20 protein-coding genes and 3 tRNA genes are annotated in these 24,303 nt (G+C 69.3%); 21 read left to right on the forward strand and 2 right to left on the reverse strand.

The features are described from left to right. Positions 1 to 417: 417 nt before the first annotated feature. Positions 418 to 2,064, forward strand: a complete 1,647-nt coding sequence (locus HC031_RS10345; RefSeq protein ID WP_167925009.1) for a hypothetical protein — start codon at positions 418 to 420, stop codon at positions 2,062 to 2,064. A gap of 97 nt (positions 2,065 to 2,161) precedes the next feature. Beyond that, entirely contained in the window at positions 2,162 to 2,563 is a 402-nt protein-coding gene (locus tag HC031_RS10350) for an anti-sigma factor antagonist (RefSeq protein ID WP_167925010.1), read from the forward strand. Between the two features lie 15 nt (positions 2,564 to 2,578). Here the strand turns inward: HC031_RS10350 and HC031_RS10355 are convergent, their stop codons facing one another. Continuing rightward, positions 2,579 to 3,343 carry a hypothetical protein gene (locus HC031_RS10355; RefSeq protein WP_167925011.1) on the reverse strand — a complete coding sequence of 255 codons (765 nt, stop codon included), beginning with the start codon at positions 3,341 to 3,343 and terminating at the stop codon, positions 2,579 to 2,581. Between the two features lie 186 nt (positions 3,344 to 3,529). Here HC031_RS10355 and HC031_RS10360 point away from each other — a divergent pair, with 186 nt between their 5' ends. Continuing rightward, positions 3,530 to 4,207, forward strand: a complete 678-nt coding sequence (locus HC031_RS10360) for an adenylate kinase family protein (RefSeq protein ID WP_167925012.1) — start codon at positions 3,530 to 3,532, stop codon at positions 4,205 to 4,207. On the opposite strand, the gene HC031_RS10365 is transcribed toward HC031_RS10360, so the two are convergent. Continuing rightward, positions 4,188 to 4,544: a DUF6401 family natural product biosynthesis protein gene (locus HC031_RS10365; RefSeq protein ID WP_240942340.1), complete on the reverse strand. Its 357-nt coding sequence runs from the start codon at positions 4,542 to 4,544 to the stop codon at positions 4,188 to 4,190. The two genes, HC031_RS10360 and HC031_RS10365, sit on opposite strands and share 20 nt — an antisense overlap. A gap of 858 nt (positions 4,545 to 5,402) precedes the next feature. On the opposite strand from HC031_RS10365, the gene HC031_RS10370 reads away from it, so the two are divergent. The 18 genes from HC031_RS10370 (at position 5,403) to HC031_RS10455 (ending at position 23,945) form a co-directional block, all read left to right on the forward strand. Beyond that, a complete protein-coding gene (locus HC031_RS10370; RefSeq protein WP_167925013.1) occupies positions 5,403 to 7,928 on the forward strand; it encodes a putative bifunctional diguanylate cyclase/phosphodiesterase in 2,526 nt (841 codons plus the stop codon). A 104-nt stretch (positions 7,929 to 8,032) separates the two neighbouring features. Further along, positions 8,033 to 8,108, forward strand: a tRNA-Thr gene (locus tag HC031_RS10375). A 29-nt stretch (positions 8,109 to 8,137) separates the two neighbouring features. Continuing rightward, positions 8,138 to 8,210 (forward strand) — tRNA-Met (locus HC031_RS10380). Between the two features lie 104 nt (positions 8,211 to 8,314). After that, complete coding sequence (rpmG, locus tag HC031_RS10385) at positions 8,315 to 8,482, forward strand: 50S ribosomal protein L33 (RefSeq protein WP_167925014.1); 168 nt, start codon at positions 8,315 to 8,317, stop codon at positions 8,480 to 8,482. Between the two features lie 137 nt (positions 8,483 to 8,619). Continuing rightward, entirely contained in the window at positions 8,620 to 9,066 is a 447-nt protein-coding gene (locus tag HC031_RS10390; protein ID WP_167925015.1) for a MaoC family dehydratase N-terminal domain-containing protein, read from the forward strand. A gap of 1 nt (position 9,067) precedes the next feature. Next, positions 9,068 to 9,469: a MaoC family dehydratase gene (locus HC031_RS10395; protein ID WP_167925016.1), complete on the forward strand. Its 402-nt coding sequence runs from the start codon at positions 9,068 to 9,070 to the stop codon at positions 9,467 to 9,469. A 103-nt stretch (positions 9,470 to 9,572) separates the two neighbouring features. Beyond that, positions 9,573 to 9,645 (forward strand) — tRNA-Trp (locus HC031_RS10400). Positions 9,646 to 9,816: 171 nt separating this feature from the next. Then, complete coding sequence (secE, locus tag HC031_RS10405; protein WP_167925017.1) at positions 9,817 to 10,209, forward strand: preprotein translocase subunit SecE; 393 nt, start codon at positions 9,817 to 9,819, stop codon at positions 10,207 to 10,209. Positions 10,210 to 10,278: 69 nt separating this feature from the next. Beyond that, the gene (gene nusG / locus HC031_RS10410; RefSeq protein WP_167925166.1) at positions 10,279 to 11,097 is read left to right on the forward strand and encodes a transcription termination/antitermination protein NusG; all 819 of its coding nucleotides are present in this window, start codon (positions 10,279 to 10,281) and stop codon (positions 11,095 to 11,097) included. Positions 11,098 to 11,231: 134 nt separating this feature from the next. Beyond that, positions 11,232 to 11,663, forward strand: coding sequence for a 50S ribosomal protein L11 (gene rplK, locus HC031_RS10415; RefSeq protein ID WP_167925018.1), 432 nt, complete (start codon positions 11,232 to 11,234; stop codon positions 11,661 to 11,663). Positions 11,664 to 11,726: 63 nt separating this feature from the next. Beyond that, the gene (rplA, locus tag HC031_RS10420) at positions 11,727 to 12,443 is read left to right on the forward strand and encodes a 50S ribosomal protein L1 (RefSeq protein ID WP_167925019.1); all 717 of its coding nucleotides are present in this window, start codon (positions 11,727 to 11,729) and stop codon (positions 12,441 to 12,443) included. A gap of 77 nt (positions 12,444 to 12,520) precedes the next feature. Further along, positions 12,521 to 13,276, forward strand: a complete 756-nt coding sequence (locus HC031_RS10425) for an ATP-binding cassette domain-containing protein (protein WP_167925020.1) — start codon at positions 12,521 to 12,523, stop codon at positions 13,274 to 13,276. Continuing rightward, entirely contained in the window at positions 13,273 to 13,965 is a 693-nt protein-coding gene (locus HC031_RS10430; RefSeq protein WP_167925021.1) for a hypothetical protein, read from the forward strand. The genes HC031_RS10425 and HC031_RS10430 overlap by 4 nt, the downstream gene beginning before the upstream one ends. Positions 13,966 to 14,246: 281 nt before the next feature. Beyond that, on the forward strand, positions 14,247 to 14,825 hold the full coding sequence (rplJ, locus tag HC031_RS10435) for a 50S ribosomal protein L10 (RefSeq protein WP_167925022.1): 579 nt from the start codon (positions 14,247 to 14,249) through the stop codon (positions 14,823 to 14,825). Between the two features lie 37 nt (positions 14,826 to 14,862). Beyond that, positions 14,863 to 15,255, forward strand: coding sequence for a 50S ribosomal protein L7/L12 (gene rplL / locus HC031_RS10440; protein WP_167925023.1), 393 nt, complete (start codon positions 14,863 to 14,865; stop codon positions 15,253 to 15,255). Positions 15,256 to 15,830: 575 nt separating this feature from the next. Next, a complete protein-coding gene (gene rpoB, locus HC031_RS10445) occupies positions 15,831 to 19,262 on the forward strand; it encodes a DNA-directed RNA polymerase subunit beta (RefSeq protein ID WP_167925024.1) in 3,432 nt (1,143 codons plus the stop codon). Between the two features lie 85 nt (positions 19,263 to 19,347). Beyond that, positions 19,348 to 23,235, forward strand: coding sequence for a DNA-directed RNA polymerase subunit beta' (locus tag HC031_RS10450; RefSeq protein WP_167925025.1), 3,888 nt, complete (start codon positions 19,348 to 19,350; stop codon positions 23,233 to 23,235). Positions 23,236 to 23,591: 356 nt separating this feature from the next. Further along, positions 23,592 to 23,945 carry a hypothetical protein gene (locus tag HC031_RS10455; RefSeq protein ID WP_167925026.1) on the forward strand — a complete coding sequence of 118 codons (354 nt, stop codon included), beginning with the start codon at positions 23,592 to 23,594 and terminating at the stop codon, positions 23,943 to 23,945. Positions 23,946 to 24,303: the final 358 nt, after the last annotated feature.

Here is a 24,303-nt window from a genome sequence, read left to right on the forward strand (position 1 = left end):
TCGCCGGTGCACGACCGCCTGCTTCACGCGCTGGCCGCCCGGTCGCGTTCGGGACTGGAAACGGTTGCGCGCGGGATTGGCTGGAAACGGTTGCGCGCGGGATTGGCTGGAAACCTTGGGCGTCATCCGACGGGGGCAGCCGACGCGAAGTGGTATTTGTCCGATATGCACCCCTCGACATAGAGTGTTCTAAGCATCGCGGTGTGGCGTACCCGCCGGTGCCATGGGTTGTGCGGTGGGTGTACGCGGCATGCCGTTTCCCGCCTGCGGCAGCAGGCTGCGGGCGGGCCCGCCGGAAGGCCGTGTCGAATGAGGGGGACACGCGATGTGGCCAGGATCGGTCGACCGTCAGGACGGTCTCGCCGACGGTAGGAACGTTGGTTCCTCGTTCCCGGCTGGCTCGAGGTGCTCGAGGTGATGGCCGGTCGACCCGAGGGCGAGGTGATGGCCGGTCGACCCGAGGGCGAGGTGATGGCCGGTCGACCCGAGGGCGAGGTGATGGCCGGTCGACCCGAGGGCGAGGTGATCGCCGGTCGATCCGAGGGCGCGACCGTCGATCGGGATGGCACCGCCGGCGTACTCGAGACCGACCATGTCGACCCGGACAGACACGAGCGGATCCCGGGCGAGTACGGGCAGCCGCTGAACCTGGTAGGCCGGCACCGCGCGCCGGAGGTTCCCGCCGTCGTCGCGCAGGCCGCTCCGGCCGCCACGCCACGGAGAGTACGGGTCCGTTGGGTCCTTCTCGGCGTCCTGCTCGTCGTCGGCGTTCTCGCCGCGATCGCCCGGCTGCCGTGGGAGTGGTCGTTCATCGACGACAGTGCCCTGCTGGACGTGGTCAACCCCCAGGTGCGGGCGCACGGGCCGGTCGGTGGGTTCGTGACGGCCGCCTACGAGATGTACCGCATCGACCTCACCTGGGGGCTGTTCCGGCCGGCGTACTGGCTCTACGTCGCCGGCTTCTACCAGCTGCCGGTCGGTGTGGCACACGCGATCCGCGTCGCGATGCTCGTCACGGTGTTCGTGGGCGCGGTGTCGGCGGTGGTCGACCGCGCGTCCGGCCAGCGTCGGGCGGTACTCACGGCGTGGACCCTCCTCGCGGTCGCTGCCAACGGCGCGCTGTTCATGGGCATCTGGTACCCGTCGCTGCAGGAACTGAGCGCCCTGTGCTTCGTGGGGCTGGGCCTTGTCGCGCGGCGCCGGCCCTGGCTGCTGTTCGCGTGCTGGCTGGTCGCGGCGTGGTTCAAGAGTCCGTTCGCGTGGCTCCTGCTGGCCCACGGGCTGTTGCTGTGCCGGCGCCGCTCCGAGCGGGTGGTCGGCGTGGTGATGACGGTCTCCGCCGTCGCCACGCTCGGCGGCGCGGCGGTGCTGGCCCGCACGGGCCAGTACACCACCGCGGGCACTCAACTCTCACTGAAGGTGATGCACGCGCACGCCGACACCGCGCTCGGCCTGCTCGGAGCGCCCGCGCTGGTGGTGCTCGCCGGGGCGCTCGTGTTCGGGTCCCGGTTGGACCGCGGACGTGACCCGCTCGCCTGGTCGCTGCTCGCCGGCGGCGCCGGGTACCTGGTCAACCTGCTCCCGTGGCGTACCGACGCCCACTACGCCTCCCCGTACCTGTTTCTGGTGACCGTCGGGGCGCTCGTGGCGCTGCGCGACGTCGACGGGCTCGCGCCGCGGCGGGCGCTCGCCGGTCTCGTCGTTCCGCTGTTGCTGTCCGGCGCGGTCGTCAGTGACACGGCGCTCAACGGTTGGTCCACGCTGACCAACGTGACCGGATTGCGCGACTGCGTCCGTGGACTGCCGGCGCGGTCGGTGGTCGGTTTCAACCGCGCCGAGGCGTGGGCCCGGCTGGACGCGATCGTCCGCGCGCATGACCCCGGTTGGACCGGCCGGGTCGTCCTCGTCCCCGACGGCCAGACGGCGGGGCAGGTGGGTGCCGAGCGGGTGGACCGGATCGACTACTACATCCATCAGGCGAGTTACGGCCCTGGGACGCCGGCGCTGATGGCGGGGGCCGTGGTGTGCCGCACCAGGCAGTCGACCGTGTACCGGGTGCGGTGACGTCTGCCGGATCCCTCGTCCTGACGGCGCGATGTACCGTCCTTCCCGGCATGTCGGCATCCTGCATAGGATGAACCGATCTTGACCGTTCGGGGAGGTGGCCATCGTGCAGCTCGCCTGCTCCGTGGAGCGGACGGACGGCGAGGTGACGATCGTCCTCGCCGGCGAGGCGGATCTCGCCACGATCGACCAGCTCCGCGACGTTCTTTTCGACGCGGTGCAGTCGCGCCCGGCCCGTGTCGTCGTGGATCTGCGGGGGCTGGTCTTCATCGACTCGATGAGCATCGGCACCCTGGTCGCCGCCCGTCGGGCGGCGCTCGAACACGGCGCGGAGTTCACGGTCACCCATCCGCGCGGGCAGGTCTTCAAGGTCCTGAAGACCGCCGGCGTGCTGGGCGTCCTCACGGCGGGCGATCTCGCGGCGGGCGATCTCGCGGCGGGCGGTTACGCGGCGGGCGATCTCGCGGCGGGCGGTTACGTGGCGGGCGCCGGCGCCTAGGACGCCCGTCCACGGTCATTCGTTCTCGCGGACCCGGCGTCGGCCGACCAGCCCGCCGCCGAGAACGACGACGAATCCCGTGACCAGCAGACCGAAGGCGACGAGATCCCGGTGAACGCGGGCGGCCTGCTGCACCACCGGCCAGAGATCCCGCCAGATGGGGGCGGTGACCAGGAGTACGGCTGCAGCGATCAACGCGGTGCCGACGAGCCTCGCCGGTCTGCTCGCCGGAGCGGTCCGCGACGCCGACTCGAAGCCCGCCCGGTGCACGTCCTGACGGGCCCGCTCCTGAACCCGGTCCATGACGCCCTGCAGCCTGGCCCGGTCCTTCTCCAGTTGCGCGCGTACGGACGCGGTTTCGTCGGCGCTGGTGTTGGCGGGGTCGTCGAGCCACCGCCACCGCTCGAGCGTGCGCCGGGTCTGCTCGAACGCCTGCCACCATTCCCTGGCTGACTCGCGCAGGCCGTCGCTGCCGTGCACCTGCATGAGCGCGTCGAGTCTGGCGAGCCGGTCGGGGGTGGCCAGGCTTTCGTTCCAGGGCCGGTCTTCCAGGATGACGTCGTCGATCTCGTCGCGGATCTCGGAGCAGAAGGTCAGGATCTCGTCGTACGCGTTGACGCGTTCCCGGTACGACGCCAGCCGCCGCTCGTGCGCCTGCTGGGCCCGCCGGGCGACCGTTGCGCGGTGCGCCTGCACTGCTCCGCCGGTGAACGTGAGCAGGCCACCCGCCACGACGCCGACGCCCCCCACGATGACCAGGTCCAAGGCGCTCGTCTCCACGTCGCACCATCCCCTCGCCAGGGCAGTGGCAGGTACTCGCGGCGCCGGGCGTCCAGGCCGTCGGCACGCCCGCCGGCGGTCACGGGAGCCGTTCGGTCTCTACCCGTCACAGGTGGGGCAAACGGACCCGGGACGGGCGCGGGGCGACGATTTGCCGGCCTGTACGACCGGTGGAAGAGTCGCACCATGCGTAAGTACGTCATCACCGGCGTACCGGGCAGCGGAAAGAGCACGCAGGCCACGATGCTGGCCCGCGACCTCGATCTGGTCCAGATCTCGGTGGGTGACATCTTCCGCTGGCATGTGCGGCAGCACACCAAGATCGGCGCGCACGTCCGGCGCACGATGGCCGCCGGCAAGCTGGTCGACGACGACCTGGTCGAGTCGATCGTGCGGGAGCGGCTGCAACTGCACGACTGGAACTACGGATTCATCATCGACGGCTTCCCGCGTAGCCGTGACCAGGCGGAGTTCTTCCTGGAGAGCTACGACATCGACGCGGTGATCGACCTGCGACTGCCCGAAGAGGAGGTCCGCCGGCGGGTGCTCGCACGCCGGATCTGCACCGGCTGCGGCCGCGACTACAACCTCGTCACCGAGCCGCCGGCCACGGAGAACAGCTGTGACGCGTGCGGTGGCGAGCTGGTCACCCGGGCGGATGACACCGAAGCGGCGCTGACGACACGGCTGCGCGAGTACCACGAGAAGACCGCCCCGGTACTGGAGATCTTCCGTCGCAAGACGCCCGTCGTCGCCATCGACACCCGGCCGGATGAGATCACCGTCCAGCAGGAGATCCGGGCGCGGCTTGGGCTGCCCGACTACCCCGACCGGGCCGGCTCGGTCAGACGCAACCGTGCGTGACCGCGAGCGCGCAGACGGCGGTCAGTCGGAGCTGGAACCAGTGGGCACGCGACCAGTCGGTGCGCGACGGTTCGGGTGGCTGCCAGCCCATGCGGGTGGCCGCGGCGACGACCGAGGATCCGTACCCGGCGAGCGGGACGGCGGCCAGCGCGAGGTCCTCGGCGGCGAGGCTCTCCCGTACCGCTGCGGCGTGCTGGTCGACGGCGGCCATCACGCCGGGTATCCGCTGCGCGGCGTCGAGCCCTTCGGCGCCGACCTGATTCAGGATCGAATTTAGTACGGCACCGGGGGCGGCGGCCGCCGCGAGCAGGAGCGTCGCCGAGAGTTCGCGCGTCATGCGCCCAATGTAGGCAGCGGTGTGGCAGTAGGACGGTGCGACAACCGACCCGCACCCCGATCGCACTGCCGGCTCCTCACCGCGCCCGGTGGCGGGCGGGCGGGAGCGCGGCGGCGTCATCGGTCACCTGTGGACCGCGACCCGGCGAACCGGTGCGAACCGCTCGCGTCCCGGCCGGGTGAACCGGTGACGACGAAGCTGGCCAGTCGTTCGAACGTATGTTCTAATTCCGCTATGGAGCGACGCAAGCACTGGTGGAACGGGCGGTTCGCCAACCCCGCCCGTCGGGACGTCTTTCTGTGGAGCGATGATGGTCGCTGGCGGGTGGAGGCGAGCCGCGGCAGCCTGACGAGGCGGTGTCGACAGTTCTCCTTCGACGATGAGTGGGCAGCTCTGCTTATGGTCGATGTGTTGACGGGGAGTCAGGGTGACGGCTGGCGCGAGGTATCGGTCTGAACTGTCCACCTGACACTGTCCTCACAATCGTCCGGTCGGCTGACTTACCACGCATCCGGCGCTGTTCGTACGATCGGAAATGACCGAAAGGACGAAACCCATGCCCTCTCGGTTCGTCTATTGCGGGCGTGGTTTCACGGCGTTGGCGGGTGTGGCAGCATCGGCCGTACCCCTACCGCCGATGGACTCGCATGTGAGGACAGGAGCACGATCAAATGAGTAAGAAGACTCTTGGTCGGTGGGCGGTTCGACTTACTTTGGCGCTCGCGGTCGGTCTCGGCGTGGCCGCCGGCGGTGCCGCGCTCGGCGCTGCGGGTCACACGCGCTCGGCCGCTGAGGTGCAATGGCAGATGGTGCCTTCACAGTGGGCGAGCGTGGACGCCGCCCGTTAGGGGAGTCTCGATGGCCCGTCCGCGGGCGGTACCACGGTCGCCACAACTCGCGTGGCTCATCACGGTGGCACTGTCCGCGATGGCCCTGTCCTTGTCTGTCGTAACCGTCGCAGCCGTCCCCCGACCCTTCGGTGAGTGGTCGCTCGCGCTGCTCTACCTGGTCCTGTACTGGGCCGCCGACGTCACCGTCCTCCGCATAGAGGTGCGGCGGCAGGTCTTTGCCGTGTCGTTGGCGGAAGTCCCGCTCCTGCTCGGCCTGTTCTTCCTGCCGCCGCTCACCGTCGTCCTCGTCCGGCTCGTGGCCGCCGCGCTGGGCCAGGCGTGGCAGCGGGTGTCGCCGGTCAAGGCCTGTTTCAACGTCGCCGCGTGCGCGGCCGGCACCGCGCTGGCCGGCCTCGTGGTCCGCGCCCAGGACCCGAACCCGGTCGCCGTCGAGCCGGCGTCGTGGCTGCTGCTCGCCGCCGCGGTCACGCTGAAGGAGCTCACCGTGCTGGCGGCGGTGATCGGGGTCGTCAACCTGGTGCAGGGGCGGATGTCCCGGGGTGACCTCATCCGGACCGTCGTCTCGTGCCTCCTGGTCGCCGAGATCAACGTCGTGATCGGACTGATCGTCGTCCTGGTGCTGCACGCGACGCCATGGGGACTCACGCTGCTGGCCGGCCTGGGCGTGGTCTTCGTCATGGCCTACCGGGCCTACGCGATGTTCCTCCGCCAGCACAAGAGCCTGAGCGAGCTGTACGACCTCACCCAGGCCGTCAGCGAGGGCGGTCGGGACGGCACCGTCATGGACGTGCTGCTGTCCCGCACGCGCAAGCTGCTCCGGGCCGAGTACGCCACCCTGTGGCTGCCCGCCTCCGGCCGGTACCCGGAGGTGCTGCTGTCGGCTCGCACCGATTACCGGGGACTGCTCGACGCGCCCGGCACCCCGGACCTGCTGCGGGCCAAGGCGATGGAGACCGGCCAGACGGTCGCGGTGGGCCCGAAGCTGCCCGACGAGCACCTGCTCCCGACGCTCCGCGAAAAGCGGACGAAGGGCGCCGTGGTGGTGCCGCTGCGCTCCGGCGACGTCATCATCGGAACCCTCGAGGTCGCCGGACGCCTGGGGGACCGCGCCCACTTCGGCCCGGACGACGTCCGGCTGCTGGAGACGGTGGCCGCCCACGCCAGTGTCGCCGTCGAGAACTCCCGTCTGGTCGACCGGCTGCGGTTCGACGCGCAGCACGACGCGCTCACCGGCCTGCCCAACCGGCGCCGCATCCTCAACGCCCTCGACGAGGCCATCAAGGTCCAGACCCCCGAGGACGTGGTCGCGGTACTGCTGTTCGACGTCGCCCGGCTGCGTCAGGTCAACGAGTCGCTCGGCCACGGGGCCGGTGACAAACTGCTCGCCGAGTTCGCCCGCCGGCTGCGCGAACTGGCCCCGCCCGCCGCGCTCGTCGGCCGGATCGGCGGCAACGAGTTCGCGGTCACCGTGCGTACCGCCGGCGCGGAGGAGGCGGTCGGACTGGCCGCGAAGATCCGCGAGTCGGTGCAGGGCCGGAAGGCCTTCGGCGCGCTGAGTATCGACGTCGACTGCGTGGTGGGGGTGGCCGTCCACCCCGACCATGGCGCCGACTCGGCGACCCTGCTGCAGCACGCCGACGTCGCCACGTACGCCGCGAAGATCCGGCACTCCTCGGTCCAACTGTTCTCCGCCACGCTGGAGTCCCGCTCCGCTCGCCGGGTCGGGCTCGCCGGCGACCTGCGGCGCGCTCTCGACGAGGGCCAGTTGCAGGTGTACTTCCAGCCCAAGGTCAATCTGCGCGACCGCCGGCTGGTCGGGGTGGAGTGCCTCTCCCGCTGGAACCACCCCGTACACGGACCGGTCGCTCCCCAGGATTTCGTCGCGGTCGCCGAGCACACGGGTCAGCTCGGCCGGCTGACCGAGGTGGTGCTGCGCGAGGGGTTGCGGCGGGCCCGTGAGTGGGAGGACGCGGGCCGGGAGTTCCCCGTGTCGGTCAACCTGTCGCCGCGCACGCTCGTCGACCCGGCGTTCCCGTCGCGGGTGGCGGCCGTGCTCGGTGAGTACGCGGTCGACCCGGGCCTGCTGACCCTCGAGATCACCGAGGGTGGTGTGGTCGGTGACCCGGATCGGGCGCTGGCCACCCTGCGCGCCCTGCGTGATCTCGGGGTGCGGCTGTCCGTAGACGACTTCGGCACCGGGTTCTCGTCGCTCGGATACCTGCGTCGGTTGCCGGTACAGGAAGTCAAGATCGACCGTACGTTCGTGGAGGGCATGGCCACCGACCCCGGTGATCTCGCCATCGTCCGGACGATCGTCGACATGTCGCGCCACTTCGGGCTCAGCGTCGTCGCCGAAGGCGTGGAGAGCGAACTCACGCTCGGGCTGCTGGAGGAGATCGGCTGCGACGTCGGTCAGGGATTCCTGTTCAGCCGGCCGTTGCCCTACGAGCGGTTGGACGCCTGGTACGCCGCGCAGATGCAGGCCGAGCCGACTCCGGCGGGCGAAGTGCGCTGGTTGCGCGCGGTTCCGTGACGCGCGGCGCGCCGATGTCGGTACTCGATTTCGTCGCTGCGCGGGTGGCGTGTACTCTTAGCCGGTGCGCGAGCGCGGTATGCGTGCGCGCTGGGTGAAAGCCCGCCCCCTTAGCTCAGTCGGCAGAGCGTCTCCATGGTAAGGAGAAGGTCTACGGTTCGATTCCGTAAGGGGGCTCCACGGGTTCAGCCGTAGGCAGAGCCCGACGCGGCGGTGTAGCTCAGTTGGCAGAGCAAGCGGCTCATAATCGCTGTGTCGCCGGTTCAAGTCCGGCCACCGCTACGGTGAACCCGAGGTTTGCGGAGCACCCGCTTTGCAGATCTCCCTAGGCGCGCGCTACTGTCGTACGCCGGTAGTTGACCCATTTTCGAGGAAGGCACTCCGCCGTGGCCAAGGCGACCGACGTACGTCCGAAGATCACTATGGCGTGTGTGGAGTGCAAGGAGCGCAACTACATCACGCGGAAGAACCGTCGTAACGACCCCGACCGCATCGAGCTGAAGAAGTTCTGCCCGCGCTGCGGCAAGCACACGGCGCACCGCGAGACGCGCTGACCTCACGCACACAGGCTCTGGTGGCGGCCCCCGGCTTCGGGTGTCGCCACTTCTGTTGTCCGGCCTCGTCCAGCCCTGATCGCCGGTCCGGCGCGTATCCCGGCCCGCCGGACGCTGCGAACCGGTAGGTTCAGCGCATGTCTTTGGACCCCTCCTTCGTCGGCCGTACGTACCCGCCGACGCCGAGCTACGAGGTCGGCCGCGAGAAGATCCGGGAGTTCGCGGCGGCCGTCGGCGCCGTTCATGCCGCGCACACCGATCCGGCGGCCGCCCGTGCGCTCGGCCATCCGGACCTCGTCGCGCCGCCGACGTTTCCGTTCGTGGTGACCATGAAGGCCAGCGAGCAGATCATCGCCGATCCGGCGCTGGGTATCGACTACAGCCGGGTGGTGCACGGCGACCAGCGCTTCCGCTACACCCGTCCGGTGTACGCGGGGGACCGGCTGACCTGCGTGTGCGCCGTCGAGGACATCACCTCCCGGGGTGGGCACGACTTCGTCACCACCCGTACCGAGGTGTCGACCGAGGACGGCGAGCCCGTCGTGACGGTCTGGTCCAAGCTCGTCGTCCGTGGGGAGGGCTGACATGGAGATCGGTGACAAGCTCACGCCGCACACCTTTCGGGTGACCCGGGCCGATCTCGTCCGGTACGCCGGTGCGTCGGGCGACTTCAACCCGATCCACTGGAGTGACCGGATCGCGACGAAGGTCGGCCTTCCCGGGGTGATCGCGCACGGGATGTACACGATGGCGCTGGCCGGCCAGGCGGTGCTCGCCTGGGCCGGGGATCCGGCGGCCGTCGTCGAGTACGGGGTGCGCTTCACCAAGCCCGTCGTCGTCCCCGACGACGACGAGGGCACCGAGGTGGTCGTCGGCGCCGTGGTCAAGGGCTTCACGGAGCAGGGGCACGCGCAGTTGGAGATCACCGCTACCTGCGGCGGTGAGAAGGTGCTGGGCCAGGCGCGAGCGGTTATCCGGGTCGGTTGACCGGGGCGGTTGGGAAAGCGGGGAAGTTACCCGTACACTGGTCGCCCGTGGGGTGTGTACCCCTGTCTCGGCGCGCGCCCGAGCCAGGGGAGCGGTCCCGCAGAGGGGTGTGGCGCAATTGGCAGCGCAGCGGTCTCCAAAACCGCAGGTTGCAGGTTCGAGTCCTGTCGCCCCTGCGCCGAAGGGCCTGGCAGCCGGCTGAGACCGACCGAGGTGCTCGGTGGTGGGCATTGCCACGCGGCGATGTCGCGACCGTGACGGCCAGTCGTCGGAGCAGACCCCGGCCTGAGTCGGGCCAAGACCGTAGACCTGGGAAGACCATCGCGACATCACGGAAGAGGGCGGAAGTGGCCGAGAGCAAGCGCCGCGGCGAGGACGCCGTGGACGAGCGCCTCGACGAGGGGCTCGACGGAGACGCCCTCCGCGACGACGATGTCGATGAGCGCCTCGACAAGCCGGCGTCCCGGTCCAAGCGGGCGACCGCGGTCGACAAGTCGACCCGGGCCCCGGCCAAGCGCAAGGCCGCCGCGCGGCCCGGTGTGTTCGCCCGGATCCGCAACTTCATCCGTGAGATCATCAGCGAGCTGAGCAAGGTCATCTGGCCGACCCGCAAGGAGCTGCTGACCTACACCGCCGTCGTGGTCGTGTTTGTCGCGGTCATCATGACGATCGTCGGACTGCTGGACTACGGCTTCGCACAGGCCGTTCTCCACGTGTTCGGCACCGGCAAGGGTAAGTGACGAGTCGGGCCGGACAACAGGCCGACACCCGTGCGGCGGTAGCCGCGAAAAGCAATGGAAGTGAGCAACGTGCCTGAGTACGACGAGGTCGAGGCCGCTGAGTTCGGCGACGACGCCACCGTCGCGACGGCGGCCCACGAGGTCGGCGGGGCCGCGGGCGCCGAGACCGCTCCGGCGGAGACCGACGCCACGCCCGCCGAGACCGAGGCCACGGCCGACGAGACCGCTCCTGCCGGCGCCGGGTCCGTCGAGCTGGCTCCCGCTGAGGGGATGCCCGGCGGGGACGCTGACGTCACCGACCCGGTCGCCGAGCTGCGCGCCGCGCTGCGGTTCGCGCCCGGTGACTGGTACGTGGTGCACTCGTACGCCGGCTACGAGAACAAGGTCAAGACCAACCTCGAGACCCGGATCACGAGCCTCGACATGGAGGACTTCATCTACCAGGTCGAGGTGCCGACCCGGGAAGAGGTCGAGGTCAAGAACGGCAAGCGGCTGCAGGTGCAGAACAAGGTCTTCCCGGGCTACATCCTGGTCCGCATGGAGCTGACCCCGGAGTCCTACTCCTGCGTGCGTAACACGCCGGGCGTGACCGGCTTCGTCGGCGCCACCGACCGGGCCGACCGGCCCGCGCCGCTGTCGCTCGACGAGGTCGTCAAGTGGCTGGCCCCGGCCGTCCAGCAGGAGGAGAAGAAGGCGGGCAAGCCCGAGATCAAGGTCCTCGACTTCGAGGTCGGCGACTCGGTCACCGTCACCGACGGTGCCTTCGCCTCGCTGCCCGCGACGATCAGCGAGATCAACGCCGACCAGCAGAAGCTGAAGGTGCTGGTTTCGATCTTCGGTCGGGAGACGCCGGTCGAGCTCAACTTCAACCAGGTGGCGAAGCTCTAGCCCGGCTGGGGTAACCTAGACCGTCCGGCCCGATCGCCGGCGCGTCAGCGTGCGCGCGTTCCGGCATCGAGTGTCAAGCAGACCCGTCTCGCCCGGCAGTGCGCCGGGCGAGCAACACGCCCAGGAAGACAGACATGCCTCCGAAGAAGAAGCTCGTCAAGACGTTCACGCTTCAGCTGCCGGCTGGCCAGGCCACCCCGGCGCCGCCGGTCGGCCCCGCGCTCGGCCAGCACGGTGTGAACATCATGGAGTTCGTCAAGGCGTACAACGCCGCCACTGAAGGCTCGCGTGGTGACATCGTCCCGGCGCAGATCAGCGTCTACGAGGACCGCTCCTTCACGTTCGTGCTGAAGACCCCGCCCGCCGCGCGCCTGCTGATCAAGGCCGCCGGTATCCAGAAGGGCTCGGGCGTCCCGCACAAGGAGAAGGTCGGCTCGATCAGCCGCGCCCAGCTGCGTGAGATCGCCGAGAAGAAGATGGCCGACCTCAACGCCAACGACGTCGAGCAGGCCGAGAAGATCATCGCCGGCACCGCCCGGTCGATGGGCATCACGGTCGCCGAGTAGACCTCAGACAACCACGTGGGAGGACCGCGAGCGGTCCGCCAACGACCACAGGAGCTAAGACTCATGCAGCACGGCAAGAACTACCGCAAGGCGGCCGAGCAGATCGACCGCGACGCGCTCTACAGCCCGGCGCAGGCCGTCAAGCTGGCCAAGCAGACCAGCCCGACGAAGTTCGACGCCACCGTCGAGGTGGCCATGCGGCTGGGCGTCGACCCGCGCAAGGCCGACCAGATGGTGCGCGGCGTCGTCAACCTGCCGCACGGCACCGGCAAGACCGCCCGTGTGATCGTTTTCGCCGCCGGCGAGAAGGCCGCCGAGGCGGAGGCGGCCGGCGCGGACGCGGTCGGCTCGGACGACCTCGTCGCCCGCATTCAGGAGGGCTGGCTCGACTTCGACGCGGCCATCGCCACTCCGGACCAGATGGCCAAGATCGGTCGGATCGCGCGGATCCTGGGCCCGCGCGGTCTCATGCCGAACCCGAAGACCGGCACCGTGACGATGGACGTCACCAAGGCGGTCTCCGACATCAAGGGCGGAAAGATCACCTTCCGCGTCGACAAGCACGCCAACCTCCACCTGATCATCGGGAAGGCGAGCTTCGACGAGACCAAGCTGATCGAGAACTACGCCGCCGTTCTCGACGAGGTGCTGCGCGCGAAGCCGTCCGCGGCCAAGGGCAAGTACCTCAAGAAGATCTCGATGAGCACCACCATGGGGCCGGGCATCCCGGTCGACCCCAACCGCACGCGCAACCTGACCGAGGAAGAGTCGGCCGAGTAAGGTCGCTGGACCCGGGGCCGCCGGGCGCACCCGCGTAGCGGGGCGCCCGGCGGCTTTTTGTTGGTTAGGCTCGCCCGGTGCGCATCGAGGATCTTTGGCTGCGGTACGGGCCCCGGGCGCCATGGGTGCTGCGTGAGGTGTCGCTGTCGCTGCCGGCCGGCGCCACCGCGGTCCTGCTGGGCCGCAACGGTGCGGGCAAGTCGACCCTTCTCCGCGCGATCGTGGGGACCCTCACCCCGGCGCGGGGGCGCATCACCGACCGGCCGGAACCGGTCGCGTGGGTGCCCGAACGATTCCCGCCGGACCAGCCGTTCACCGTCGCCGACTACCTCACCCACATGGGCGCGATCCGGGGCCGGCGGCCCGCGACGGCGCGGTCGGCCGCCCGGGACTGGGCGGAGCGGTTCCAGCTCACGCCGTACCTCGACGTGCGGCTGCCGGCGCTGTCCAAGGGCACCGTACAGAAGGTCGGTCTGATCCAGGCTCTCCTTGTCCCGCCCGGCCTGCTCGTGTTGGACGAGCCGACGGAGGGGCTGGACGGCGCCGTGCTCGCCGAACTGCCCCGGGTCATCGCCGAGGTGACCGCCACCGGTGGCTCCGTGATCGTCAGCGACCATTCGGGGGCGCTGGTCGACCTGCCCGGGGCGCGTACGTGGCAGGTCGACGGCGGGCACGTGACCGAGGTACTGCCGGCCGCCGGCGGTGGCCGCCGCGTCATCGAGGTGGCGGTGAGCGCCGACCGCGCCACCGACACCGTCGCGCAGTTGCGCGCCGCCGGGCACGAGGTCCTGCGGGTACGCGACGAGCCCGCCGCCCGGTGGAGCGCCCGGTGACCGCGCTGATCCGGATGCGCCTGGCCGGCTACGTGCGGACCGGCCGGTTCCTCGCGCCGCTCCTCACGTGCCTGCTCGTGCTCGGCGGGTTCTACGGGGGCGGCCAGGCCCCGGCCGGCGAGGCGTACGGGGTGTCGGCCCTGCTGCTGTTCCCGGTGTTCGCCTGGCAGACGAAGCTGCTGCTGGATGCCGAGCCCGACGTGCAGCGGCGGCTGGCTGTCGTGGCGCTCGGCTCGGCGCGCCGGGAGCGGGCGGCCGGTCTGCTCGCCGCGGTGGTGGCGGCGCTGCCGCTCGTGGTGCTCGCCCTCGTGCTGCCCTGGGTGCTCGCCGGCATCCAGGTGCACCCGCACCCGGGAGACCCGACGCTCGGGTCCGGGATCGCGGTGGGGTTGTGGGCCCATCTGGTCGTCGTCGCGCCGGCCGTCGCGCTGGGCGGGCTCGCGAGTCGCGCCGTCACCCGGGCGTTCGGCACCGGCGCCGTCGTCCTGGTGTGCGGCGTGGTCGTCACCCTCGTACTCGGCCTGCGCGGGTCACCGGTCTGGTGGCTGGCGCCGCCCGCGCTCCCGGTCACGCGGCTGGCCGTGCGCGGGTTCGTGCTCGCGGAGGTGGCGAAGCTCACCGCGCACGCCGCGGTGTGGACCGCCGCGGCGGTCGTCGGCTACTCCCGGGTCCGCCGGTGGCGGATCTGACCCGACCCGATTTGGCGACGGCCGGGCGTTCGCGTACCCTAGCCTGCGTAGTTCCACCCATAGACCGCTGGTCGCCGTGCTCGCACGGCAGAAGGTCCCGCATCCGCGGGCGACCCGCGCAGGGCGGATGTTCCGCTCGGCTGCAGACGCCGCCGGGTCGGAAGATTCGATGGACGGCAAGCGTGACGGTCCGTGTGACCGGTTCCCGCCCCGTGCGCCCTGCGCCGGGGCGTCTCTCGTTTTCCGGGCCGACCAGCCTGAAGTAACGAGAGAGGAGGGACATGGCGGACAAGCCGGTTCGGGCCGACAAGGCCACCGCGGTCGCTGAGCTGACCGAGCAGTTCCGTAGCTCGTCGGCGACGCTGCTCACCGAGTACCGCGGCCTCACGGTCGCGCAGCTCAAGGAGCTTCGGCGCGCGCTCGGTCGCGAAACCACGTACTCCGTGGCGAAGAACACGCTGGCGAAGCGCGCGGCGACCGACGCGGGCATCAGCGGCCTCGACGATTTGTTCACCGGTCCTACCGCGCTCGCCTTCGTCGGCGGTGACCCCGTCGAGGCGGCGAAGGGCCTGCGTGATTTCGCGAAGGCCCACCCGCTCCTCGTCGTCAAGGGCGGTGTCTTCGAGGGTCGTCCCATGTCTGCGGACGACGTCAAGAAGCTCGCCGACCTTGAGACCCGCGAGGTGCTGCTGGCCAAGCTGGCCGGCGCCATGAAGGCAAGCATGAGCAAGGCCGCCGCGACCTTCCAGGCTCCGCTTGCCCAGGCCGCGCGCCTGGCTGCGGCCCTGCAGGACAAGCGTTCCGCCGAAGGTGGCGCTGAAGCCGCTTCGGTCGAGGCCGAGGCCTCGACCGAAGCCTGATCTTGATTTTTCGTAGCTAGGAAAGGAAAGCCACCTCATGGCTAAGCTCAGCACCGACGAGCTGCTCGACGCGTTCAAGGAGATGACGCTGATCGAGCTGTCCGAGTTCGTCAAGCAGTTCGAGGAGACCTTCGACGTCAAGGCCGCCGCGCCGGTCGCCGTCGCCGCTGCCGGTGCCCCGGCCGCCGCCGGCGCTGCCGCCCCGGCTGAGGAGGAGAAGGACGAGTTCGACGTCATCCTCGAGGCTGACGGCGGCAAGAAGATCCAGGTCATCAAGGTCGTGCGTGAGCTGACCGGCCTGGGCCTCAAGGAGGCCAAGGACCTGGTCGAGGCCGCTCCGAAGCCGGTCCTGGAGAAGGCCAACAAGGAGGCCGCCGACAAGGCCAAGGCCAAGCTCGAGGCCGAAGGCGCCAAGGTCACCCTTAAGTGATCTTGCGGCGCCTCGTGCGCCGCGTGTCGCGACGGCGGCCGTCCGGGTACACCCCGGGCGGCCGCCTCGTATTTGGGGCCTCTCGCTGGCGTTTCAGCAGGCCAAGCCGGGGGGCGGGTCGGGCACGGTGGCACCGGCCCGCTGTCGCCGCGGCGGCCGTCCGATCCGACACGCGGCGCGCCGATGCGACAGCCCTTGACTCGACGACCACGATCCAGGCAGGCTGAAGCAGCACGACCTTCCGTGGACGCCGCGGCCAACTCGTCCGCCTCCGGCGGGCAGCTGGCAACCGGCGCGTCCGCCTGGGAAGCGGCCTGTCGGCCGAAGCCCGGGGAGTGGCCAGGTCGGTGCCGAGACGCCTCCGGTCTCTGGATTTCCAGAGGTCAGAGGGCATTTTTCCGGCACTCACCGATGGCGACTCGACAGCGGTTAGCCTTTCGGCTACACTGCTAGTTTGCGCTGTCTGCCGACTACCCCTCAGTTGTCAACGGCCCATCCGTGGGCGTTTTCGACGGGGGGCCCTCAGGCTGCGCGCGAAACGGCCGCCGCACCACCGGTCCTCGGAAGGACGCATCTTGGCAGCTTCCCGCCCTGCGAAGACCATTAACTCGTCGAGCGCATTTGCTCCCCGCCGGATCTCCTTCGGCAGGATCACCGAACACCTGGAGGTTCCCAACCTCCTCGCCCTCCAGACCGAGTCGTTTGACTGGCTGGTTGGCAATGAGGCTTGGCAGGCTCGGTCGGCTGGTGATCAGCACTCACGCTCCGGTCTCGCGGAGATTCTCGACGAGATCAGCCCTATTGAGGACTTCTCCGGCACCATGTCGCTGTCGTTCTCCGCGCCACGCTTCGACGAGGTCAAGGCCTCGATCGAGGAGTGCAAGGAGAAGGACCTGACCTACTGCGCACCGCTGTTCGTGACCGCGGAGTTCACCAACCACACCACCGGCGAGATCAAGAGCCAGACGGTGTTCATGGGTGACTTCCCGATGATGACGCCCAAGGGCACGTTCATCATCAACGGCACCGAGCGCGTCGTGGTGAGCCAGCTCGTCCGGTCTCCGGGCGTGTACTTCGACAAGCAGCCGGACAAGACCTCTGACCGTGATCTCTCCAGCGTGAAGGTCATCCCGAGCCGGGGTGCCTGGCTGGAGTTCGACATCGACAAGCGCGACACCGTGGGCGTGCGGATCGACCGCAAGCGCCGCCAGGCGGTGACCGTGCTCCTGAAGGCCATCGGCTGGTCCGCCGAGCGCATCCGTGAGCGCTTCGGCTGGTCCGAGCTCATGATGACCACGCTGGAAAAGGACCACATCGCCGGCCAGGACGAAGCGCTGTTGGACATCTACCGCAAGCTGCGGCCGGGCGAGCCGCCGACGCGGGAGAACGCGCAGACCCTGCTCGACAACCTCTTCTTCAACCCCAAGCGGTACGACGTCGCCAAAGTCGGCCGGTACAAGTTCAACAAGAAGCTCAACCTGGACATCCCGATCACCACGGGTGTCCTGTCCGAAGACGACATCGTGGCCACGGTCGAGTACCTCTGCAAGCTCCACACGGGCGAAGAGGGCTACGAGGCCGACGACATCGACCACTTCGGTAACCGCCGGCTGCGGACGGTGGGTGAGCTCATCCAGAACCAGGTCCGGGTCGGCCTGTCCCGCATGGAGCGGGTCGTCCGCGAGCGGATGACCACCCAGGACGTCGAGGCGATCACGCCGCAGACCCTGATCAACATCCGTCCCGTCGTGGCGGCGATCAAGGAGTTCTTCGGTACGTCGCAGCTGTCCCAGTTCATGGACCAGACCAACCCGCTCGCGGGTCTGACCCACCGCCGGCGCCTCTCCGCGCTCGGCCCGGGTGGTCTGTCCCGGGAGCGGGCCGGCTTCGAGGTCCGTGACGTGCACCCGTCCCACTACGGCCGGATGTGCCCGATCGAGACGCCCGAAGGCCCGAACATCGGTCTGATCGGCGCCCTGTCCACGTTCGCGCGGGTCAACCCGTTCGGCTTCATCGAGACGCCGTACCGGAAGGTCGTCGGCGGTCGGGTCACCGACCAGATCGACTACCTGACCGCCGACGAGGAGGACCGGCACGTCATCGCGCAGGCGAACGCGCCGCTGCAGTCCGACGGCAGGTTCGCCGAGGAACGGGTCCTGGTCCGACGCAAGGGCGGCGAGCTCGACAACGTCGCTCCCGAGTCCGTCGACTACATGGACGTCTCGCCGCGCCAGATGGTGTCGGTCGCGACGGCCATGATCCCGTTCCTCGAGCACGACGACGCCAACCGGGCCCTGATGGGTGCGAACATGCAGCGTCAGGCCGTGCCGCTGGTCAAGGCCGAGTCGCCGCTGGTCGGCACCGGCATGGAGTACCGCGCGGCCACGGACGCCGGTGACGTCGTGCTGGCCGAGGAGCCGGGTGTGGTCGAGGACATGTGTGCCGACTACATCACGATCCACCAGGACGACGGCCACCGCCGCACGTACCTGCTGCACAAGTTCCGCCGCTCCAACGCCGGCTCCTGCATCAACCAGAAGCCGACCGTCTTCGAGGGCGACCGCGTCGAGGCCGGCCAGGTCATCGCCGACGGTCCGTGCACCGACGAGGGCGAGATGGCGCTCGGGCGCAACCTGCTGGTGGCGTTCATGCCGTGGGAGGGCCACAACTACGAGGACGCGATCATCCTGTCGCAGCGCCTCGTGCAGGAGGACGTGCTCACCTCGATCCACATCGAGGAGCACGAGGTGGACGCCCGCGACACCAAGCTGGGTCCGGAGGAGATCACCCGCGACATCCCCAACGTCAGCGAGGAGATGCTCGCCGACCTGGACGAGCGCGGCATCATCCGCATCGGTGCCGAGGTCGTGCCGGGTGACATCCTGGTCGGCAAGGTCACGCCGAAGGGCGAGACCGAGCTGACGCCGGAGGAGCGCCTGCTCCGGGCGATCTTCGGCGAGAAGGCCCGTGAGGTCCGCGACACCAGCCTCAAGGTGCCGCACGGTGAGAACGGCACGGTCATCGGCGTGCGTACGTTCAGCCGCGAGGACGGCGACGAGCTGTCCCCGGGTGTGAACGAGCTGGTCCGGGTGTACGTCGCCCAGAAGCGCAAGATCCAGGACGGTGACAAGCTCGCGGGCCGGCACGGCAACAAGGGCGTCATCTCCAAGATCCTGCCGGTCGAGGACATGCCGTTCCTGGCTGACGGCACCCCGGTCGACATCGTTCTCAACCCGCTCGGTGTGCCGAGCCGGATGAACGTCGGCCAGGTGCTCGAGACACACCTCGGCTGGGTGGCCAAGACCGGTTGGAAGGTCGACGGCGACGACGCCGAGTGGAAGAAGGCGCTCCGGGCGATCAACGCCCACGAGTCCGAGCCGGACACCAACGTGGCGACGCCGGTCTTCGACGGCGCCCGGGAGGAGGAGATCACCGGCCTACTCGCGGCGACCCTGCCCAACCGGGACGGTCAGCAGTTGGTGGGTGCTTCCGGTAAGACGCAGCTGTTCGACGGCCGGTCCGGTGAACCGCTGCCCGATCCGATCGCGGTCGGCTACATCTACATCCTGAAGCTCAACCACCTGGTTGACGACAAGATCCACGCTCGGTCCACCGGTCCGTACTCCATGATCACGCAGCAGCCGCTGGGTGGTAAGGCGCAGTTCGGTGGACAGCGCTTCGGTGAGATGGAGTGCTGGGCGATGCAGGCCTACGGCGCGGCGTACGCGCTGCAGGAGCTGCTGACGATCAAGTCTGACGACGTTCTCGGCCGGGTCAAGGTCTACGAGGCCATTGTCAAGGGCGAGAACATCCCCGAGCCGGGCATCCCGGAGTCGTTCAAGGTGCTGCTCAAGGAGCTGCAGTCGCTGTGCCTCAACGTCGAGGTGCTCTCCAGTGACGGCGTGGCCCTCGAGATGCGCGAGACCGACGACGAGGTGTTCCGGGCCGCCGAGGAGCTGGGCATCGACCTGTCCCGGCGGGAGCCGAGCAGCGTCGAGGAAGTCTGATCTATCCGTGTGGGGGTCGCCACCCGGCGACCCCCGCCCGACCCCTGGCAACCACCCGAGCAACTGATTCGAGGGACATAGAAGAGTGCTCGACGTCAACTTCTTCGACGAGCTTCGCATCGGGCTGGCTACTGCCGACGACATCCGGCAGTGGTCGCACGGTGAGGTCAAGAAGCCTGAGACGATCAACTACCGCACCCTCAAGCCCGAAAAGGACGGACTCTTCTGCGAGAAGATCTTCGGTCCGACCCGGGACTGGGAGTGCTACTGCGGCAAGTACAAGCGGGTCCGGTTCAAGGGCATCATCTGTGAGCGCTGCGGCGTCGAGGTGACCCGGGCCAAGGTCCGCCGTGAGCGCATGGGCCACATCGAGCTTGCCGCTTCCGTCACCCACATCTGGTACTTCAAGGGTGTCCCCAGCCGTCTGGGCTACCTGCTGGACCTGGCGCCGAAGGATCTCGAGAAGATCATCTACTTCGCGTCGTACGTCGTCACCAGCGTGGACGCCGAGGCGCGTCACCGCGACATGTCGACGATCGAGAGCGAGATCGGCGCCGAGAAGCGGCAGGCCGAGAACGCCCGCGACGCGGAGATCGAGAAGCGCGCCGCCAAGCTCGAGCAGGACCTTGCCGAGCTGGAGGCCGAGGGTGCCAAGGCCGACGTGCGGCGCAAGGTCAAGGAGGCTGGCGAGCGCGAGATGCGCCAGATCCGCGACCGGGCGCAGCGCGAGATCGACCGCCTCGACGAGGTGCTCGACACCTTCCGCAAGCTGGAGCCGAAGCAGCTGGTGACCGACGAGCTGCTCTACCGCGAGCTGCGGGACCGGTTCGGTGAGTACTTCGCCGGCGGCATGGGTGCCGAGGCGATCAAGTCCCTGCTGCAGAACCTCGACCTCGACGCCGAGGCCGAGAACCTGCGCGAGACGATTCGCAGCGGCAAGGGCCAGCGCAAGATCCGTGCGCTCAAGCGGCTGAAGGTCGTCGCCGCCTTCCTCAACACCAGCAACTCGCCGCTGGGGATGGTGCTCGACTGCGTCCCGGTGATCCCGCCGGACCTGCGCCCGATGGTGCAGCTCGACGGTGGCCGGTTCGCGACCAGCGACCTCAACGACCTGTACCGCCGGGTCATCAACCGCAACAACCGCCTCAAGCGCCTGATCGACCTGGGTGCTCCCGAGATCATCGTCAACAACGAGAAGCGGATGCTCCAGGAGGCCGTCGACGCGCTGTTCGACAACGGCCGCCGGGGTCGCCCGGTCACCGGTCCCGGTAACCGGCCGCTGAAGTCGCTGTCGGACATGCTCAAGGGCAAGCAGGGTCGGTTCCGGCAGAACCTGCTGGGTAAGCGCGTCGACTACTCCGGCCGTTCGGTCATCGTGGTCGGCCCGCGGCTCAAGCTGCACCAGTGCGGCCTGCCCAAGCAGATGGCGCTGGAGCTGTTCAAGCCGTTCGTGATGAAGCGGCTGGTGGACCTCAACCACGCGCAGAACATCAAGTCCGCCAAGCGGATGGTCGAGCGGCAGCGGCCGGTCGTGTGGGACGTGCTGGAAGAGGTCATCACCGAGCACCCCGTGCTGCTCAACCGGGCACCCACCCTGCACCGGCTGGGTATCCAGGCGTTCGAGCCGCAGCTCGTCGAGGGCAAGGCCATCCAGATCCACCCGCTGGTCTGCACGGCGTTCAACGCCGACTTCGACGGTGACCAGATGGCGGTCCACGTGCCGCTGTCGGCGGAGGCGCAGGCCGAGGCCCGCATCCTCATGCTGTCGAGCAACAACATCCTCAAGCCCGCCGACGGCAAGCCGGTCACCATGCCGACCCAGGACATGGTCATCGGCCTGTACCACCTGACCCACAAGCGGGCGGGGATGCTGGGCGAGGGTCGGTCGTTCGCGTCCGACGCCGAGGCCCGCATGGCGTACGACAACGGCGAACTGCACCTGCAGGCGCCGGTGAAGATCCGGCTGCGGGACATCATCGGGATCGAGAACGGTGCCGGCGCGGCGCCGTGGGAGGCGCCCGAGGACTGGCAGCCGGGCGACCCGGTGATCGTCGAGACCACGCTCGGCCGGGTGCTGTTCAATGAGGCCCTGCCGCGCGGGTACCGCTTCGTCAACTACGAGATCCGCAAGAGCCAGCTCTCGGCGATCGTCAACGACCTCGCCGAGCGGTTCCCGAAGGTCACGCTGGCCGCGACGCTGGACGCGCTCAAGGAGGCCGGTTTCCACTGGGCCACCTGGTCGGGCGTGACGATCGGCATCGAGGACGTGGTCGCTCCTCCGCGCAAGTGGGAGATCCTGGAGCGCTACGAGAAGGAGGCCGAGCGGATCGACAAGCAGTACCAGCGTGGTCTGATGACCGCCGAGGAGCGTCGCGGCGAGCTCATCGAGATCTGGACCAAGGCGACCAACGAGGTCGCCAAGGAGATGGAGACCGCGCTGCCGCAGGAGAGCCCGCTGTGGAAGATGATCCACTCGGGTGCCCGCGGTAACCTGCTCCAGCTCCGCCAGATCTCGGCGATCCGTGGCCTGGTGGCCAACCCCAAGGGTGAGATCATCCCGCGGCCGATCAAGTCCTCGTTCCGCGAGGGCCTGACCGTGCTGGAGTACTTCATCTCCACGCACGGTGCCCGTAAGGGTCTGGCCGACACCGCGCTGCGTACCGCTGACTCGGGTTACCTGACCCGTCGTCTGGTGGACGTGTCGCAGGACGTCATCATCCGCGAGGAGGACTGCGGCACCGACCGCGCGATCCCGATGCAGATCGGACAGCGGGCCGACGGTCGGGTCGTCGCGCACGAGCACGTCGAGACCGGCGCGCACGCCCGGACCCTGGCCGACGACGTCCGTGACGCCGACGGCAACCTGGTCGCCGAGCGGGGCATGGACATCAACACGGTCCTGGTCGAGAAGCTCGTGGCCGCCGGGGTCGAGCAGGTGCGGGTCCGCAGCGTCCTCACCTGCGAGTCGAAGCTGGGCGTCTGCGGTGCGTGCTACGGCCGCTCGCTGCCGACCGGCAAGACGGTGGACGTCGGTGAGGCGGTCGGCATCATCGCCGCCCAGTCGATCGGTGAGCCCGGTACCCAGCTGACCATGCGTACGTTCCACACCGGTGGTGTCGCCGGTGAGGACATCACGCAGGGTCTGCCTCGTGTGCAGGAGATCTTCGAGGCCCGGGTGCCGAAGGGCAAGGCGCCGATCGCCGAGACCCCCGGCCGGGTGCGGATCGAGGACGGCGAGCGGATGCGGAAGATCGTCATCGTGCCGGACGACGGCAGCGACGAGATCGTCCACGACAAGTTGTCCAAGCGGGTTCGCCTGCGCGTGCAGGACGGTGGCCACGTCGAGGTCGGCGAGAAGCTGACCGAGGGCACCATCGACCCGCACGAGCTGCTGCGCATCCTTGGCCCCCGGGCGGTGCAGGTGCACCTCACCCAGGAGGTCCAGGAGGTCTACCGTTCGCAGGGCGTGCTCATCCACGACAAGCACATCGAGATCATCATCCGCCAGATGCTCAAGCGGGTCATGATCATCGACTCCGGCTCGACCGAGTTCCTGCCGGGCGTGCTCGTGGACCGGGCGCAGTTCGAGGCGGAAAACCGCCGGATCGTCGCCGAGGGTGGCGAGCCGGCCGCCGGTCGACCGGTGTTGATGGGTATCACCAAGGCGTCGCTGGCAACGGACTCGTGGCTGTCCGCGGCTTCGTTCCAGGAGACGACCCGGGTGCTCACCGACGCCGCGATCCACGCCCGCAGCGACTCGCTGATCGGCCTCAAGGAGAACGTCATCATCGGTAAGCTCATCCCGGCCGGTACGGGCATCGCCAAGTACCGCAACATCCGGGTGGAGCCGACCGACGAGGCGAAGGCCAAGGTGTACTCGATGACCGGGTACCCGGAGTCCGACTACGGGTTCGGTCCGGCCAGCGGCCAGGCCGTTCCGCTGGACGACTTCGACCTGGGCTCGTTCCGGTAGGTCCGAAAGCTCTCGCAACGACAGTGGGCCCCGAGGCATCGCCTCGGGGCCCACTGTCATGTCAGGGGTGCCGGAACCCAGCGGGCCGGATACAAAGCCGGATACAAAAAGGCCAGGCCTGCTACCACGGGGGAAGCAGCAGGCCTGGTGCTGACAACGGTACAACCTCGGAGCGCGTCGTGGGGACCGGACTGTTGCTTCAACAGGTTTTTCTCGGCTCTGGTACGGGACGGATCGATGCGAATCGTCATGGAACACGCACCCTCCGTCAGGCACCGTCGACCGGACCGGTCGGTCCGGCGAGTCGCCGCGGAGCCGGCGCGGGACCCCGCCCGCGGCTGTGGTCTGCTTGGACTATGAGCAGCGTCGCGCCGACGGCGGGGCAGCCCAGCCGGCACCCGCTCGACCCCGAACCCGTGTCGTCCACCAAAGCGGGCGCCGTTCTGGCGCTCGGCATCGTGGCGGCTTTCACCGGTGTACTGATCGGTGGTCTCGTACCGGCAACGATCGCTCTCGTTCTGGCCAGGCAGGCGCGGGTCGATATGCGAGGGGCGGCCGGGTTCCTGGTGGGCCAGCGGCGGGTGCGTACGGGCGTGGCGCTGGCCTGGGTAGGAATCGTCCTCGCGGCCGCGACGCTCGTCGTGGCGAGCATCGCCGGCCTACTGCACCTGGCTGGGGCCGGCCGGGACTACGGACCCACGGTGAACTGAGCAACTGTCCGGCGGGTACGTGCGGCCGGGTCGGGTGCGGCAAGATTCGCGGGGACGGCAGGGGACGGAGCAAGGAGCAGCGGTGGGAAAGCGGGCAGCATCGACCGGACTGACCGGCCAGGCGGCGGGTTGCCCCGGTGAGCGGGGAGCGTGGTGAGCGAGGAGCCGTCGGCCGGAGCGGAGGGTCCGCGGGAGCCGGCCCAGGCACCTCAGCCGCCGTCGACCCCTGAGCCGCCGTCGGGCCCGGAGTCGCCGTCGACCCCTCAGCCGCCGTCACCGCCTCAGCCGCCGTCGGCGACTGAGCCTTGGGCGCAGGCGCCGGCACACGGCTGGGCCCCGCCGGACCGGCCGGCGCCAC

Origin of the sequence: Planosporangium thailandense (assembly GCF_011947195.1) — a bacterium.
Lineage (GTDB): Bacteria > Actinomycetota > Actinomycetes > Mycobacteriales > Micromonosporaceae > Planosporangium > Planosporangium thailandense.

Bases quoted from the DNA above. Each gene is read 5' to 3' on its own strand.
- HC031_RS10345 (WP_167925009.1), top strand. From the start codon at position 418: ATGGCCGGTCGACCCGAGGGCGAGGTGATGGCCGGTCGACCCGAGGGC.
- HC031_RS10360 (WP_167925012.1), top strand. From the start codon at position 3,530: ATGCGTAAGTACGTCATCACCGGCGTACCGGGCAGCGGAAAGAGCACG.
- HC031_RS10365 (WP_240942340.1), bottom strand. From the start codon at position 4,544: ATGACGCGCGAACTCTCGGCGACGCTCCTGCTCGCGGCGGCCGCCGCC.
- HC031_RS10370 (WP_167925013.1), top strand. From the start codon at position 5,403: ATGGCCCGTCCGCGGGCGGTACCACGGTCGCCACAACTCGCGTGGCTC.
- HC031_RS10390 (WP_167925015.1), top strand. From the start codon at position 8,620: ATGTCTTTGGACCCCTCCTTCGTCGGCCGTACGTACCCGCCGACGCCG.
- HC031_RS10395 (WP_167925016.1), top strand. From the start codon at position 9,068: ATGGAGATCGGTGACAAGCTCACGCCGCACACCTTTCGGGTGACCCGG.
- rplK (WP_167925018.1), top strand. From the start codon at position 11,232: ATGCCTCCGAAGAAGAAGCTCGTCAAGACGTTCACGCTTCAGCTGCCG.
- rplA (WP_167925019.1), top strand. From the start codon at position 11,727: ATGCAGCACGGCAAGAACTACCGCAAGGCGGCCGAGCAGATCGACCGC.
- rplJ (WP_167925022.1), top strand. From the start codon at position 14,247: ATGGCGGACAAGCCGGTTCGGGCCGACAAGGCCACCGCGGTCGCTGAG.
- rplL (WP_167925023.1), top strand. From the start codon at position 14,863: ATGGCTAAGCTCAGCACCGACGAGCTGCTCGACGCGTTCAAGGAGATG.
- HC031_RS10455 (WP_167925026.1), top strand. From the start codon at position 23,592: ATGAGCAGCGTCGCGCCGACGGCGGGGCAGCCCAGCCGGCACCCGCTC.